Raw genomic sequence first — 14788 nt, 5'->3', positions numbered from 1 at the left:
TTCGGCAAGGCGCCCGAAGTTTACGCCAGCGAGCTGCGCCCAAGGACGACTTAACGCGTCAGCTGCAGGATCGTTGCGCAGAAACAGAGCGTCAAGTTTATCGACCGTTAAGTCGAGACAGGCCCTGTCAACGGACCTCAATGACGCCATCAGATCGCTTGCGGATGCAAATCGCTGGGAGGCAAGAAGGCGCGCATCAGCATGCACCTGGCCGTCTGGAGCCAATGCCAACCGTCCGACCTCGACATACCAGACCTCGTGGCCCCTGCGATGGGCTGCGAGTGCAAGATGTGTTGTGGTGTAGTCGGTCAATTCGGTTGCAAGGTCGTTGATGACGAAGGCGAGCCTCATAGCGAACCTCGATCGATGAGTGCCAGTAAGTCCACCCCTTCGCGCAACGCCGTTAAGCGCTTGAGTGCTTCGGGGTCTTCCAGATAGCGCGGCTTAAGCGGGCCCGGCGAGATAACACCTCGCCAGCGCAATTCCGCGACAATCTCGATATGGTCAAGGGCGACCTTTCCGAGCATCAGATCATCGAAGCTGTGGCCCTTGGCCAGATGATCGAGAATACCAAGTAGGCCGCGCAGATAGACTGCATCTTTGGTCAGTCCACCACCGCGGTGCACCCGCATCGCGATGATGAAAGCTGCTCGCCTGCCGAACCCGTGGGCGACTTGAAGTAGTCGGAAAGTTTCGAGAAAGTCTGCACCCTCGACGACACTGTCGACGGCTATGACGCGTCCGGCTAGGAGACGCATTCGCTGTTTTGTCAGTCCGCCTGAAAGATACTCTGAAACAATGGCGATACCCTCTTGCGTCTGCTCATAACCCGGCATTCCCGTATGAAATTGGGAGAGCGGTTGCTGCAGGCCGTTATAGTAGGTGAGGATATGTGTTCCGATTTCATGGTGGAGTGTTGCACTGACACGAGTCTCGGACACCTCTGCAGAATTGCCGACAAGGAAATGGCCGCGCGAGACCATCAAACCGGGAACGTCACTTCGGAGCTCAACGCGCGCTGGAAGCTCGGGCCAGTCCTGGCGATAGTGTGCGAGTTCGCGTTCGGCCAGTCCAGCAAAGCACTTGGCACTAACCATCCGACCGCCATTGCCATGCGCTTCGGGTTGTAGGGTCTTGAGCAGCCGATGAGCTAAAGCAAGAAGTCGCTCGTCCGGACGACCGAAAACCTGCTGACTTTCAAGCAGGAAGTGTGGTGTGCCTCGGTCGGCGATCATAGTGATCATACGATCAAACTCGTCGCGCTGGGCAGCAAATAGATGATACAGCGCAGGGTCTTCGATACGCTCGATCGGAACTTTGTAGAGCGCAAGTTTAAGTGCTCCTGGATCGATCGTCTGTGGGCGATAAAGAAACTCAGGAATGGCCTGGCAGCCGGCGTCTACAAATTGCTGATATGCAGCGTCGGTGTTGACCGGCGTCGCGTGAAGGAGCAGGTCAAACGAGTCACCAACTTCGGCAAGACCCTTATCGGCGACGGACACGGCTCGGGTCATGGCCCTTTGTCCCAGCTCCTCGTAGTGCGCGGGCCTATAGCGCGCCCGAGCATGGACAAAGGTGAAGAAAGCCTGTCTGAGAGCCCGCCCGAGCCGCCCCGTGAAACGTCTCAGCTCGATAGGGATGACCTTTTCGGTTTCCGGATCGCGGTAGATCGGAGGAACTTCCAGGCCGACCAAATAAGCGTTCTGCTGCTTTTCCTCCTCGGGCGAAAGTAATGGTGGCAGCCCAGGAGATGTTGCACCCGAGGAATAATTAATCCTGATCTCGGGTGCCCTATCGCGTGTTGTCGCTATTAGAGAGTGTTCAAGAGACTCGATTGTTGCTTCCGGCACACCATGACGTGCTGCAACTATGCCGAACCGCGCGGGAGCAGGGGCTTCGTCTGGTGTGACGGGCAATTCGTCTGGCGCAGACCAAAGCTCGAGCACAAGAGCGGCGCCATAAGCTTCCACAATCACATCTAACAGCCTGGTGATGAGCGCTTTCAGAAGAGGTCGATACTCCTCCGATCCGCTGCTCAAAATATAGGATGCTTGCCCCAACAAGAGCTGCTCAGTGCCCTTATCTGGTCTGGTTTCGGGACGCCGATAAACACAAAGAAAAGGTTGCGGACGATCTATATGGATACGTCCGCCGCCAGGAAGCTTCTTACGCAGAAGCTCACCGGTTTTAAGCGTCAAGACCATTTGCTCAATTTCGTCAGTTGCTAGGAGCACATCCGAGTCGATATTCAGCGGGTCCACGGAACCTCCTCGATGCAGTCAAGCGCCCCCTGAAACGCTCTAAGCAGGGCGTCGAAAGCCGCCACGTTCAAAGTGCCGGTCCATTCGTCCATGAAAATCTTCTTTACCTCAATAGCGAGGCAGCAGCCGCTACGAGGAAAATGCGTATGGATGAAACGCGCGAGATAACGTCCACGAAAGTTCACGTTCTCGCGAACGTCGAGATGCCGCCCGAGATAATCCGCCTCTTGCAAGCTTCCCATAAATCGATCCACGAGCGGCGCCCAATGAGCGCGTTCCATGCTGCCGGTGCCGACATTAATTTCTGGGTTGCGCTCTGGATCAGCCGGTGGTTGGTCCGGACCGGCGCGTCGGTGATTATAGCTATGGCAATCGAGGACGAGAAAGCGGCCTTCTCGCTTCTCAATTTCTCTCAAAAGCGGAAGTAGCATCTCATAGAACGCCGCATGCTCCACCAGCGAGCGGCGGTACATCGTCTGGGTTAGCCCGTCATTCTCTTTCCAAACGCGCAGGTTCCAGCAATCTTCGGGCTGCACGCAGATGGCTTCATTGGCGTCGCGGTTCAGATCGACCTCAAAGCGTGACCGAAAAGTTAGGATATGCGTACCACAGAGCGCGGCAATTTTTTCAGTATACGGATCCTCTTCTCGCAAGCGAGTTTGGTCGTCGATCGCGAGCGCCGATCGTAGGTCGCATCGCATCTCATGGCCAGCATGGACGGCAAGACCCACGAAGGGACCAGAGCCGGTCTCAATCTTCCACAGCTCACCTGGATGGACTATCTCGGCATCGGCATAAGAGATATCGCCCCGAGCATTGTGCTTGGGTGTTTCAGCTCTAGAATTGCTCATTTACGACAACTAGGTCCGAGTTTCTCGATGCGTATAACTTCCAACCTTTCTTCCCAATGCTCAGAGCAAAAGAAGGCGTGTCCGCCCTAAGATGTCTTTGCTCGAATTAGACCCTGTAGAGGCCCTCGAGTGCAGCGCTGTAAGTGTAGGGAGCTTCCTTGAGTGGCTGGCGCTCGGTCAAAATCTGTTCGAAATCGGAAGCCGACGCTAAGCTGCACCCTCTTGGCGGTTCTTAGCTGCGGTTTGAATGAAGCTTGGCCAAAACTTTCGCAAATCGTGAGGAAACATCGTAGCGATCTTCACGGCCGCGCCGCGGTCGACATGTTTTGACAACACATCGAGGACCGCCAGAGCGCCTTGTTCCACTTCGCTCTCTGTGGCCCGGGGCAATTCCTGCGCGATACGCGCAAGAAATGCTTCTTGGTGGCGCTCTTTGGTCGGCTTGTTCGTCGGGTCCCAGCCTTCATAGTAGAGCCCGCGCAACAGCATGGGAAGCTGCGCGCCGAGATGCGCCGCGCTCTCTGGACCAATGCGGTCACGAAGAGCATGCAGAACAGCGCGCAAGGAAACATAAGCGCGATGGCGGTCTGCGGTCTCAAGCCGATCCATTACAGCCTTGAGCCAGAGATTGGATTCTTGAACGGTTCTGTCAAAGATATCGAGGCCAGTGCTCATCAGTGTCCTCCCTTGCTGCTATAAGTAATCTCCAGGTTCGGCGCATCCGAACCGCCTCTCGTCGTCAACTCCGACTACTGCAAAGGTCGAGCCCACAAGAGAAGTGCAAGTACGATCGCCCAAACAACGCCCCAACCGATCCAAGTGATTTTGGGATGATCAGCCTGCCACTCCAGAATGCGTTTGTGGAAAGTCATTGAGATGAGCACACCGTACTGTCGAGCCAACGAGAGATCGATCAACAATTCTGACAATGAGACTTTACGAAATCAGCGCGTGATCGAAATTGCTTTGGATCAAAAGCTCAGGACGTGGCGTGTTTTTCAAGCCAAAAAAGGCTCAGATTCTGGCACCTTCGTGCGATCTTAGCGCCATATCCGGAAAGTGATGTCCACGTTCACGGTGATGTATGTGAGTGGCGCAAAAGGTCTAGTGATGGGTAACGACTGCTAGGGCAGCCCAGGCTATCGCATGGAGCTGCTCTACTGACAGGATGTGCGCTGAGCCGCGGACGTGCTCAATCCAGCACGAACGAAATCTTGGCGTTGATACGGTATTTGCTGATTTTGCCGTTCTCGACGGATGCTTCAAAGTTCTTGATGTAAATCGAACGCACGTTGCGTACGCTCTCCTGAGCTGTACTGACGGCGGACTCCGCGGCATCCTCCCAGCTCTTATCGGACTCGGCGAGGACTTCAATAACTTTGAGCATAGACATAACAACCTCTTTTGGGGGCGCAGAGCTTTAAGTGAGCTCTCTTCATGGAAGGCTCTTGATACAAGTTTGCTGTGCATTTGGCCTTGATGAGGGTCAACAAGGTTCGCTGAGACAGTCCGCTTTCGGTCAGAAGCTGACAGGAAGCTTACACAGGGTACGTCCGCTAGATGCCATTTCCTGGGGCTTCTACTTCGGCACCAGCTTGGGCCTTAGCCTTTCTTGATCTGGATCTTCTTCTCGCGCTTCTTTGCGTCGTCCGACTTGGGCAGAAGGACCGTTAGGACGCCGTCCTTGACATTTGCGGCAATCTTATCGGCTTCGACGCCATCGGGGACGCGAAACGAACGTTGAAAGGCACCGAAGCGGCGCTCTGAACGATAATAGTCTTTCTGCTTCTCTTCGGACTCCTCCCTCTTCTCGCCCTTGATGGTAAGCACGCCGTCGGCGAACTTTACGTCAATATCCTTCTCGTCCATGCCAGGAAGTTCAGCTGTAACTTGATAGTTCTCGTCGTGCTCGACGATGTCGACGGCGGGCGCCTGTCCAAAGCCAAATTCGCCGCGCCAGAAGGGTTCGGCACTGACGACGCTGCCCGGTCGCTGTCCTGAAACAGCACTGAAATCATCGAATAGTCGGTCAAATTCACGCCTTAGGCTCGCTAGCGGATCCCATGCACTGACGTGATGACGGCTTTCCTCCGGCTTTGCCGGAGCTTTTGATGATTTGTCGGCCATCTGTTGCTCCTGTGTACAATTGGAGTAGGGGAGACAAATACTCATCGCGCCATTTGTCATTGAGTTGCGTCAAAGTCCAAGGCCTTATGATTGGAGTAGCTTAGAGACTTGGTAATCAGTCTGTCTCGCAAGGCCGACCTCGTAGCAAGCAACATGATCGCTACGGGCCATTAGCTGGGACCGGAACGCGAATGAGGGGCAGGGCGGCGTTGGCCCTTACGAAACATTTTTGGCCCGTGTTTAGGATCGGCTAAGTTCCAAGCGCAGGCAACCTGCCTCCTAGTTGATAGTGAAGCCGCGCTAAACTCGATTTGGTCTTGGGTCTCTCCGGCAGCGTACTATTGCTGGAAATCCCTTTTCGTTCCGCGCCCCAGAGCTAGGCCTATGCAAAATATGCTAGTATCAGCGTCGAGGTATTTTCTGGCCTTCGGCTTTAGTGTTCTCCTAGCTGTATTGGGAGCCAACGCAGCCGATGACCAAGTCACCAGGAATGCTGCTGTTTCTATAGAGATCGACGGTGCTATTGGCCCTGCCACTGCTGACTATGTGTCGCGCAGTCTGGAAGCCGCTGCCCAGCGGAGAGCGCCTATAGTCATCCTGGAAATTGACACACCCGGCGGTCTCGACGCCTCAATGCGCGACATCAACCGTGCCATCCTTTCCTCAAAAGTTCCTGTAGTCGCTTACGTTCATCCAAGCGGGGCCCGAGCTGCGAGCGCTGGGACCTACATACTCTACGCAAGTCACATTGCAGCGATGACACCTGGAACAAACCTTGGTGCTGCGACGCCCGTATCAATTGGCGGTGGATTGCCTTTCGCCGATCGCGATGGGGATAATGCAAAGAACGGCAGCGATGAAAAAAGGCGAGTTGACAAAAAAGAGCAAGACTCCACAGCGGGCACATCTGACCCCATGAAGGCAAAGGCGGTCAACGATGCGGTCGCATATATTCGGTCACTTGCGGAGCTAAGAGGCCGCAATGCCGACTGGGCTGAAAAGGCAGTTCGTCAAGCGGAGAGCCTGTCGGCAACCGATGCACTTGAGAGCAGCGTCGTCGATATCGTCGCCACAAATATTGATAATCTTCTCGCACAGACAGATGGCCGCAGAGTCAAAATCGACACGCAAGAAGTGACTTTGAACACGAAAGGTCTGCCGACTGAATACATCGAACCCGATTGGCGCACGCGTCTGCTATCCACGATCACCAATCCAAACGTGGCGCTGGTACTGATGCTTATCGGCGTCTATGGGCTGATCTTTGAGTTCATAAATCCGGGGGCGCTGATCCCAGGAATCGTTGGAGCAATCTGCCTACTTCTCGGCCTCTACGCTCTTGCGCTACTTCCAATAAACTATGCGGGCATCGGTCTCATAATGCTTGGCATCGGGCTAATGGTGGCAGAGGCCTTCGCGCCATCATTCGGTGCTCTTGGCATCGGTGGGGCGGCAGCCTTCGTGATCGGCGCCGCCATTGTGATCGATACAGAAGTGCCAGAGTATCAGGTCTCCTGGGCCTTAATCGGCACCATGGCAGTGACTAGCCTCGTCTTAGCCGCCGCCGTGACGCGGCTCGCGATTTCCTCGTATCGACGACGGGTCGCGACCGGCATTGAGCAGATGAGCGGCGCGCTCGGAGAGGTCACGGATTGGCACGGCGATCGCGGCCATGTCATCGCCCACGGCGAACGCTGGAAGGCCATCGCTGAAGCACCTCTCAGTACGGGTCAGCCGGTACGTGTGACTGGCGTTGACGGCTTGGTGTTGAGGGTTGAGCCAACGGCCATGGGCAAAAGCTAAAGGATCCCGATATGTTTATTGATCTGTCCTTCTACGCCGTCATCGCCATTCTGGTGCTGGTCTTTCTCAGCGCGGCAATCAAGATCCTGCGCGAGTATGAACGCGGCGTGATTTTCACGCTAGGCCGGTTCACCGGCGTGAAGGGGCCGGGGCTCATAATAATCATCCCAGTCATTCAGCAAATGGTGCGGGTCGATTTAAGGACGCGCGTTCTCGATGTCCCGACTCAGGATGTAATTTCCCGTGATAATGTCTCGGTACAAGTCAATGCAGTGATCTATTTTCGGGTCATCGATCCAGAGCGCGCCACTATCCAGGTCGAGAACTTTTTGCAGGCTACAAGCCAGCTGGCGCAGACGACGCTGCGCTCGGTTCTTGGCAAACATGATCTCGACGAGATGCTCTCGGAGCGTGACAAGCTCAATAACGACATCCAGGAGATTCTAGACACGCAGACGGATGCCTGGGGCATCAAAGTGGCTAACGTTGAGATTAAGCACGTCGACATTGACCAGACCATGGTTCGTGCTATCGCTCGCCAAGCGGAAGCGGAACGGGAACGGCGCGCTAAAATTATCAATGCTGAGGGAGAGTACCAGGCGGCGCAGAAGCTACTCGACGCGGCAGAAATACTTGCCAAATGCCCCGAAGCGATGCAACTGCGCTATCTCGGCACGCTTGGGGTCATTGCCGGCGAAAAGAACTCGACAATTGTGTTCCCTTTTCCTGTTGAAGCAGGAAAGTTCCTCGCCGGCCTTGATGAGGACAAATAAAGCAGTCCGGCATAATGTCTGCCTCTAAAAATGGCGGGAACGTCAGCCATCGATGCTCGTCTGTTCGCCAAGTGTCACAAGCGAACGATGCGCCGACATGGGGCCGACGGTTTAGTTGTTTGTGCGGCTTCTTCGGGGTTGAGGTGCGAATGCTTGACAGGAATCAACGTGCAACACGATTCCAGAAGGTAATTCTGTTCACTAGGGCGATGAGTCACGATGACCGGTGCGAGAACTCTTGACCAAAGGTCGTAACATGAGCGATCGGCGCGAATTCGTCCTTCCGCTCTCCGTCCTTCGCGGCAGCGATGTCGCGTGTGTCGGTGGCAAGAACGCCTCGCTCGGTGAGATGATCGGCACGCTAGAAGAGGCGGGCATTAACGTGCCTAGGGGATTCGCGACGACTGCCGCCGCCTATTGGCATTTCATTGAATCCAACAGCTTGCAGCCTCGTATCGCGCAAGCTATCGCCATACTCGACAAAAAGCTTGGCAACCTTGCCGACGTTGGCAGGTCAATTCGTGATCTCGTTCTCGAAGCTCCACTCCCGCCGGACCTCAAGGATGCAATCTACCAGGCCTACCGCGACATGAGTGCGGACGGCGCCAGTTCGGTAGCGGTTCGGTCCAGCGCCACCGCCGAAGACTTGCCCGAGGCTAGCTTCGCGGGCCAGTTGGAGACTTATCTCAATGTCAAAGGCGAGCAAGCGCTGTTCGAGGCGTGCAAGAAGTGCTTCGCTTCCCTTTTTACTGACCGGGCCATCGCGTATCGCGAGACCCACGGCTTCGATCACATGAGTGTCGCACTCTCCGTTGGGGTGCAAACCATGGTGCGCTCCGATCTCGCGTGTTCCGGCGTGATGTTCTCTATCGATACCGAAACCGGCTTTCCCCGTTCGGTTCTCATAACCGGTGCCTGGGGCCTCGGCGAGACGGTGGTGCAAGGCATGGTCGTCCCGGACGAGCTCCAGGTGTTCAAACCTTTGCTCGACGAGCCTTCGCTCGTGCCCATCATCGAGAAGTCGCTCGGCGCCAAGCGCCGCAAGATGGTCTATGGAGCAAAGGGTGCGACCGTCCTTACTGACACCACCAAGGACGAGCGCAGTAGCTTCGTGCTCACGGACGCGGAGGCGCTGACGCTCGCTCGTTGGGCCGTGCTGATCGAGCAGCACTACGGGCGCCCCATGGATATGGAGTGGGCCAAGGACGGGGAGACTGGCAGCTTTTACATCGTGCAAGCACGTCCCGAGACCGTGCAGTCCCGACGTGAGGCCGGAGCGCTCAAGACCTTCAAGCTGAAAGAAAAGGGGAATCGCCTTGTTTCGGGGCTGGCCGTTGGCGATGCGATCGGCACTGGCAAGGTCTGCCATCTCGATAGCCCCGAAGAGATCGAGCGATTCAAACCGGGCGCGGTCTTGGTTACAAAGATAACCGATCCTGACTGGGTCCCAATCATGAAACGCGCTTCTGCAATTGTGACTGATCATGGTGGGCGAACCAGCCACGCCGCCATTGTCAGCCGCGAACTCGGCCTTCCCGCGATCGTAGGCGCAAATGGCGCTACCGAGAAGCTATCCGATGGCCAAGACGTCACGGTGTCCTGCGCCGAAGGTGATGAAGGTCAAGTCTATGACGGCATCGCCGACATCGACGTAACCGAGATCGACATCGCGAAAATCCCGAGTACGCGCACTCGGGCGATGCTCAACATCGCGAACCCCTCAGCTGCGTTTCGCTGGTGGCGCTTACCTGCCGATGGCGTTGGCCTCGCACGTATGGAGTTTATCATCTCGAACCACATCAAGGTTCATCCCATGGCCTTGATCCGCTTCGATGATATCACCGACCAAGCAGCACGCGCAGAGATCGAGCGCCTGACGGCCGGCTACGACACCAAGACGGAATACTTCGTGGACAAACTTTCGCGTGGGATCGCGCGTATAGCCGCAGCCTACTACCCCGATCCGGTTGTAGTCCGGATGAGCGACTTCAAGACGAACGAGTACGCCAAGCTACTCGGCGGTGCCGCCTTCGAGCCCAAGGAGGAAAACCCCATGATCGGCTGGCGGGGCGCGAGTCGCTACTATCATCCCGGGTATCGTGATGGCTTTGGACTGGAATGCCGTGCCATCGCCCGTGCGCGCGAAGAGATCGGCCTTTCCAATATCATCATGATGATTCCGTTCTGCCGCACGCCCGAGGAGGCTGATCGCGTCATCGAGGAGATGGGGAAGCACGGACTAAGACGCGGGCGCTCTGGGCTCAGGGTCTATGTGATGGCGGAAATTCCCTCAAACGTCGTGGTCGCCGAGGCATTCGCGCAGCGCTTCGATGGTTTCTCTATTGGCTCTAACGACCTGACGCAGCTCGTGCTCGGTATCGACCGGGACAGCGAACGATTGAGTGGCCTGTTCAATGAGCGCCATCCAGCGGTCAAAGACACCATAGCCCGGCTCTTGGCGTCATCGAAAAAGACTGGCAGCCACACCGGGATCTGCGGTCAAGCCCCGAGCGACCACCCCGAATTCGCGCGATTTCTCGTCGAGCACGGCATCGACTCGATCTCCGTAACGCCCGATAGCTTCTTGCGCGTTAAAGCGCAGATCGCGCTTGCGGAGGCTGCTCTATCGCAGAAAACGACGGGAAGATAGTCGTTTCTGACTGATTATGAACGCCGCCGCAGGCGTATGGTGCTGGCCGCATGGGCCGGTATCGACAGCAAGATCAAGCCTGCCAAGGCGAAATATCGCATGATTCCAACGAGCTCCTTGTTCCACACCGGGGCGATCTAGCGCTGAACCTGGGCTTAAGTGGGGGTGCCGCTGAGGGCTGATTGGGAGACCTTGAGGCGGCAATGGCGCGCGAGATGGCGAGGTTGCCAGAAGCCTGCTAAGGGGGCGTGCCTATCAATCGCCGGGGTGGCGAGTTACGGGCTGCAAAGCGCGGCCGTCCTAGCCTATAAGAGCGCTTGATAGCGATGAAGTAGATTTTGGGAGGAAGAGACGGATGGACCTCGCGGCCTTACACAAAGTCGCCACTGCCATGACCCAGCCGGGCAAGGGAATTCTTGCAGCGGATGAGTCGAGCGGGACGATCAAGAAACGCTTCGACGCGATCGGCGTTCAATCGACGGAAGAAAATCGGCGCGACTATCGCGAATTCCTCTTTCGGACCGAGCCGACGATGAAGGATCGGATTTCAGGCGTCATCCTGTTCGATGAGACCATCCGGCAAAAGGCCGCCGATGGGACGCCGCTGGTCAAGGTCATCGACGCGGCCGGCGCCATTCCCGGTATCAAGGTCGATGCGGGTGCAAAGCCTCTGGCTTTCTGCCCCGGCGAGACCATCACCGAAGGCCTCGACGGTTTGCGCGACCGTCTGATCGGGTACCGCGAGCTTGGCGCCAAGTTTTGCAAATGGCGCGCCGTGATGGATATCGGAAACGGTATTCCGAGCCAAGATGCGATCAATTCCAACGCCCACGCGCTGGCTCGCTATGCCGCGCTGTGCCAGGAGCAGCAGCTCGTACCGATCGTCGAGCCGGAAGTCCTGATGGATGGCGACCACACAATTGAACGCTGCGAGGCGGTCACCATGTGGACGCTGAAGACCGTGTTCATGGAGCTTTACTACGCGAAGGTGCAGCTCGAAGGCATGGTGCTCAAGCCCAACATGACGCTGCCGGGAAAGAAGTGCGCAACGCAGGTTTCCGACGCAGAAATCGCCGAGAGGACCATCCGTGTGTTGAAGGACTGCGTGCCCTCCGCGGTGCCGGGCATCGCCTTCCTGTCGGGCGGGCAGGACGATGTGGAGGCGACTGCGCGCCTGGACGCCATGAACCGCATTGGCGGCTTCCCCTGGCATCTCACCTTCTCCTACGGCCGCGCGCTGCAGCATGCCCCGCAGGTCGCCTGGTCGGGTAAGACGGAGAACGTGCCGGCAGCACAGGCCGCGTTCTCTCACCGCGCCGAGATGAATGGCCTTGCGACCCTTGGCGAGTGGAGCGCCGACATCGAGAAGAAAGCCGCATAGGTTCGGCGCAGAAAGACACGTCAGAGATAACAAGGGCGGGGGCTTGGCTCCCGTCCTTTTTCGTATCAGGCGCAACCTCCGTCCTGCGCGACGGGCGCGCGCGCGCTATGCCTCGCGCCACCGCGTCCGCCAAAGAACGCGAAAATGACCTTTTCCAGCTCCACGAGGGCCAGCAGCGCCAAGCCGATCCCGACGATCAGCAGCCCGTCGAGCGGCCCGACGGGTTCGGTCGCGAACACCTTCTGCAGAAGCGGCAGGTAGGTGAAGGCGAGCTGCGCGAGCACGGTGACCGTGACACCGGCCAGCACCGCCGGGGTCCCCAAGAGGCCGCGCCAGGTGAGCGAAGCGCCATGGATGAAGCGCACGCTGAACAGATAGGCGATCTCCATCACCACGATTGTATTGACGACCATCGTGCGCGCCATGTCGACACTCAGGCCGCGCTCCATCGCATAGAAGAAGATGCCGAAGGCGCCCAGGACAAACAGGAAGGAGACGAACAGCGTTCGCCACAGAAGCGTGCCTGAGAGCAGGGAGTCTGTCGCTTTGCGGGGCGGGCGGGTCATGGTGCCCCGCTCCGTAGGCTCGAAGGCGAGGGTGAGGCCGAGCGCCACCACGGTGACCATATTGATCCACAGAATCTGGATCGCGGTCATCGGCAGGGTGAGGTTGAAGGCGATGGCGCCGATCAGGGCGGCTCCTTCACCGCCATTGGTGGGGAGCGTCCAGGCGATGACTTTGCGGAGATTGTCATAGACCGTGCGGCCTTCGCGCACCGCCGCGACGATCGAGGCAAAATTGTCGTCTGCGAGCACGATTTCCGCCGCCTCCTTGGCGGCATCCGTGCCCTTCCGGCCCATGGCCACGCCCACATCGGCCCGCTTTAGCGCAGGGGCGTCGTTGACGCCGTCGCCGGTCATGGCGGTCACGGCCTGCTCCTGTTGCAAGGCTTTCACGAGGCGCAGCTTGTGCGAGGGGGTTGTGCGCGCGAAAACCGTTGTCGTGCGAACGACATCCGGGAGGTCGGCGTCGTCGATGTCGTCGAGTTCGATTCCCGTCAGCGTCCTTGGCTCGGGCGCAAGGGCGAGCTCGCGTGCAATGGCGGTCGCCGTGGCGGCGTGGTCGCCGGTGATCATCTTCACGCCGATGCCGGCCGTGCGGCATTCCCGGATTGCCGGGAGAACTTCCTCGCGAGGCGGGTCGATGAAGCCAACCAGCCCGATGAAGGTCGCGCCGCTCGCGATGTCCGACACGGTCAAGTCCTGCTGCCCTTTGGGGAGGCGTTTCATCGCCAGGGCCAGCATGCGTTGGCCCTGACGTGCGATCGCTTCGGTCTGGGCGTGCCAGTGTTCAGTGTCCAGTGGCGCATCCTGTCCCGGGCCAAGCTCCCGGTCGCACATGTCCAGGATCTGCTCCGGTGCGCCCTTGATGAAGGCGACGCTGGCCCCGTCTTCGTGGCCGTGATGCAGCGTCGCCATGAAGCGATGCTCCGTATCGAACGGAATCTCATCGGTCCGCGGCAATTGCTTGCGGAGGAGCGCCGGATCGAGGCCGGTCTTCATGCCGAAACAGATCAGCGCCCCTTCCATCGGGTCGCCATTGACGGTCCACTCGCCGCCGCTAAGGCGCAGTTCGGCGTCGTTACACAGGATGGCCGCGCGTGCCGCCTCCATGAGCACGCCGCACACGGCGGGATCGACGGGCGCGCCGTTGACGGTGAAGCCGCCTTGCGGCTGGTAACCCACACCCGACACGCCGAATATGCCGTCGGCGGTCAGCGCACTGCGCACTGTCATCTCGTTGCGCGTGAGCGTGCCCGTCTTGTCCGAGCAGATCACCGAGACCGACCCCAGCGTTTCCACGGCCGGTAGCCTGCGAATAATGGCGTTCAGGACGGCCATGCGCTGAACCCCGATAGCCAGCGCGATGGTCATTACCGCGGGCAGGCCCTCGGGGATCGCCGAGACGGCAAGGCCGATCACGACCATAAATGCGTCCGGCCAGGGGTAGTCGCGCACATAAACCGCGAACGCGAAGACGGCCGCGCAGACGACCAGGATGAGTACGGTGAGGAGGCGCGCGAACTGGTCCATCTGCCGTAGGAGCGGTGTGGTGAGCTTTTCGACCGTGCCAACGAGGGCGCTGATGCGGCCAAGTTCGCTTTGCGGTCCGGTGGCGACAGCAACCCCGGTCGCCGTGCCGTTGGCTATAAACGTGCCGGAAAACGCCATAGACGTTCGGTCTGCGAGCGCAGCTTTGGGCGGGACCGGGTCGATGCTCTTGTCGACGGGAAGCGACTCGCCCGTCAGCGCGGCCTCGTCGACGCGGAGATTGCGCGCCCGCACCAGCCGCAGATCCGCCGGGACGCGGGTTCCGGGTTCCAGCAGGACGAGATCGCCCGGCACAATGTCCTCGGCCGCCACGTCCAGGCGCCCCCCATCGCGAACGACCGCCGCATGAGAATCGATCATGCCGCGAATGGCTTCGAGGGCGCGTTCCGCCCGCCCCTCCTGGATAAAGCCGATGATCGCGTTGAGGACGACGACCGCGACGATGACCGCCGCGTCGACAAGATTGCCGATTACGGCGGCGAGCAGGGCGGCGGCAAGAAGCACGTAGATCAGAAGGTTATGGAACTGCAACAGAAAGCGCATGAGGGCGCTGCGTTGCTGCACATCCGGGAGACGGTTCGGGCCGTAGCGCTCCCGCCGTGCAATCGCTTCGCCAGCGCTCAGCCCACGCTGGAGGTCGACATGTTGCGCGGCCAGGACGTCGGCAGGAGCCTGCGCAAACGGCAGGCGCGCAGCGGGCGGCGGCGGATCATCGCGTTTTGCGGGCGGTCGTGCCAATGGTCCTGCCAGCTTTTCCGGAGCCCGATCTCGTCAAAGGGCAATTCACGCCTAAGGTCGTACAAAGGGGCGCGGCACGGCTCGCCCGCCGCG

The 14788-nt window shown here is 58.5% G+C and carries 10 protein-coding genes and 1 pseudogene; 4 read left to right on the top strand and 7 right to left on the bottom strand.

Features of this window, described 5'->3' with window-relative positions; all coding sequences use genetic code 11:
* The 6 genes and pseudogenes from WBQ77_RS00210 to WBQ77_RS00185 form a co-directional block, all read right to left on the bottom strand.
* Window positions 1-351, bottom strand: a pseudogene (locus WBQ77_RS00210) (glutathione synthase); the annotation flags it as partial.
* Complete coding sequence (locus WBQ77_RS00205; protein WP_424058383.1) at window positions 348-2261, bottom strand: flavohemoglobin expression-modulating QEGLA motif protein; 1914 nt, start codon at window positions 2259-2261, stop codon at window positions 348-350. The pseudogene WBQ77_RS00210 and the gene WBQ77_RS00205, both read right to left, overlap by 4 nt.
* Entirely contained in the window at window positions 2249-2992 is a 744-nt protein-coding gene (locus WBQ77_RS00200) for an N-formylglutamate amidohydrolase (RefSeq protein WP_424058381.1), read from the bottom strand. Before WBQ77_RS00200 ends, WBQ77_RS00205 begins: the two co-directional genes overlap by 13 nt.
* A 327-nt stretch (window positions 2993-3319) precedes the next feature.
* Window positions 3320-3787 carry a DUF2267 domain-containing protein gene (locus WBQ77_RS00195; protein ID WP_424058380.1) on the bottom strand — a complete coding sequence of 156 codons (468 nt, stop codon included), beginning with the start codon at window positions 3785-3787 and terminating at the stop codon, window positions 3320-3322.
* A 517-nt stretch (window positions 3788-4304) separates the two neighbouring features.
* A complete protein-coding gene (locus tag WBQ77_RS00190) occupies window positions 4305-4505 on the bottom strand; it encodes a dodecin family protein (RefSeq protein ID WP_424042540.1) in 201 nt (66 codons plus the stop codon).
* A gap of 209 nt (window positions 4506-4714) precedes the next feature.
* Window positions 4715-5239 (bottom strand): Hsp20/alpha crystallin family protein, encoded by a 525-nt coding sequence (locus WBQ77_RS00185; RefSeq protein WP_424058378.1) that lies wholly within the window; start codon window positions 5237-5239, stop codon window positions 4715-4717.
* A gap of 384 nt (window positions 5240-5623) precedes the next feature.
* Between WBQ77_RS00185 and WBQ77_RS00180 the strand changes: the two genes are divergently transcribed.
* From WBQ77_RS00180 to WBQ77_RS00165, 4 genes are all read left to right on the top strand, one after another.
* Window positions 5624-7042: an NfeD family protein gene (locus tag WBQ77_RS00180; RefSeq protein WP_424058376.1), complete on the top strand. Its 1419-nt coding sequence runs from the start codon at window positions 5624-5626 to the stop codon at window positions 7040-7042.
* Between the two features lie 11 nt (window positions 7043-7053).
* The gene (locus WBQ77_RS00175) at window positions 7054-7815 is read left to right on the top strand and encodes a slipin family protein (protein ID WP_424044273.1); all 762 of its coding nucleotides are present in this window, start codon (window positions 7054-7056) and stop codon (window positions 7813-7815) included.
* Between the two features lie 256 nt (window positions 7816-8071).
* Window positions 8072-10465 (top strand): phosphoenolpyruvate synthase, encoded by a 2394-nt coding sequence (gene ppsA / locus WBQ77_RS00170; RefSeq protein WP_424058375.1) that lies wholly within the window; start codon window positions 8072-8074, stop codon window positions 10463-10465.
* 355 nt (window positions 10466-10820) lie between these two features.
* Window positions 10821-11846, top strand: coding sequence for a class I fructose-bisphosphate aldolase (locus WBQ77_RS00165; protein ID WP_424044269.1), 1026 nt, complete (start codon window positions 10821-10823; stop codon window positions 11844-11846).
* Between the two features lie 65 nt (window positions 11847-11911).
* On the opposite strand, the gene WBQ77_RS00160 is transcribed toward WBQ77_RS00165, so the two are convergent.
* Window positions 11912-14695: an HAD-IC family P-type ATPase gene (locus WBQ77_RS00160; protein ID WP_424044267.1), complete on the bottom strand. Its 2784-nt coding sequence runs from the start codon at window positions 14693-14695 to the stop codon at window positions 11912-11914.
* Window positions 14696-14788: the final 93 nt, after the last annotated feature.

Source organism: Methyloceanibacter sp., from assembly GCF_049590335.1.
Lineage (GTDB): Bacteria > Pseudomonadota > Alphaproteobacteria > Rhizobiales > Methyloligellaceae > Methyloceanibacter.
This window is presented reverse-complemented; position numbering and strand designations above follow the sequence as displayed.

Coding starts and splice junctions, on each gene's coding strand:
- WBQ77_RS00195 (WP_424058380.1), bottom strand. CDS start 3,787: ATGAGCACTGGCCTCGATATCTTTGACAGAACCGTTCAAGAATCCAAT.
- WBQ77_RS00190 (WP_424042540.1), bottom strand. CDS start 4,505: ATGTCTATGCTCAAAGTTATTGAAGTCCTCGCCGAGTCCGATAAGAGC.
- WBQ77_RS00185 (WP_424058378.1), bottom strand. CDS start 5,239: ATGGCCGACAAATCATCAAAAGCTCCGGCAAAGCCGGAGGAAAGCCGT.
- WBQ77_RS00180 (WP_424058376.1), top strand. CDS start 5,624: ATGCAAAATATGCTAGTATCAGCGTCGAGGTATTTTCTGGCCTTCGGC.
- WBQ77_RS00175 (WP_424044273.1), top strand. CDS start 7,054: ATGTTTATTGATCTGTCCTTCTACGCCGTCATCGCCATTCTGGTGCTG.
- ppsA (WP_424058375.1), top strand. CDS start 8,072: ATGAGCGATCGGCGCGAATTCGTCCTTCCGCTCTCCGTCCTTCGCGGC.
- WBQ77_RS00165 (WP_424044269.1), top strand. CDS start 10,821: ATGGACCTCGCGGCCTTACACAAAGTCGCCACTGCCATGACCCAGCCG.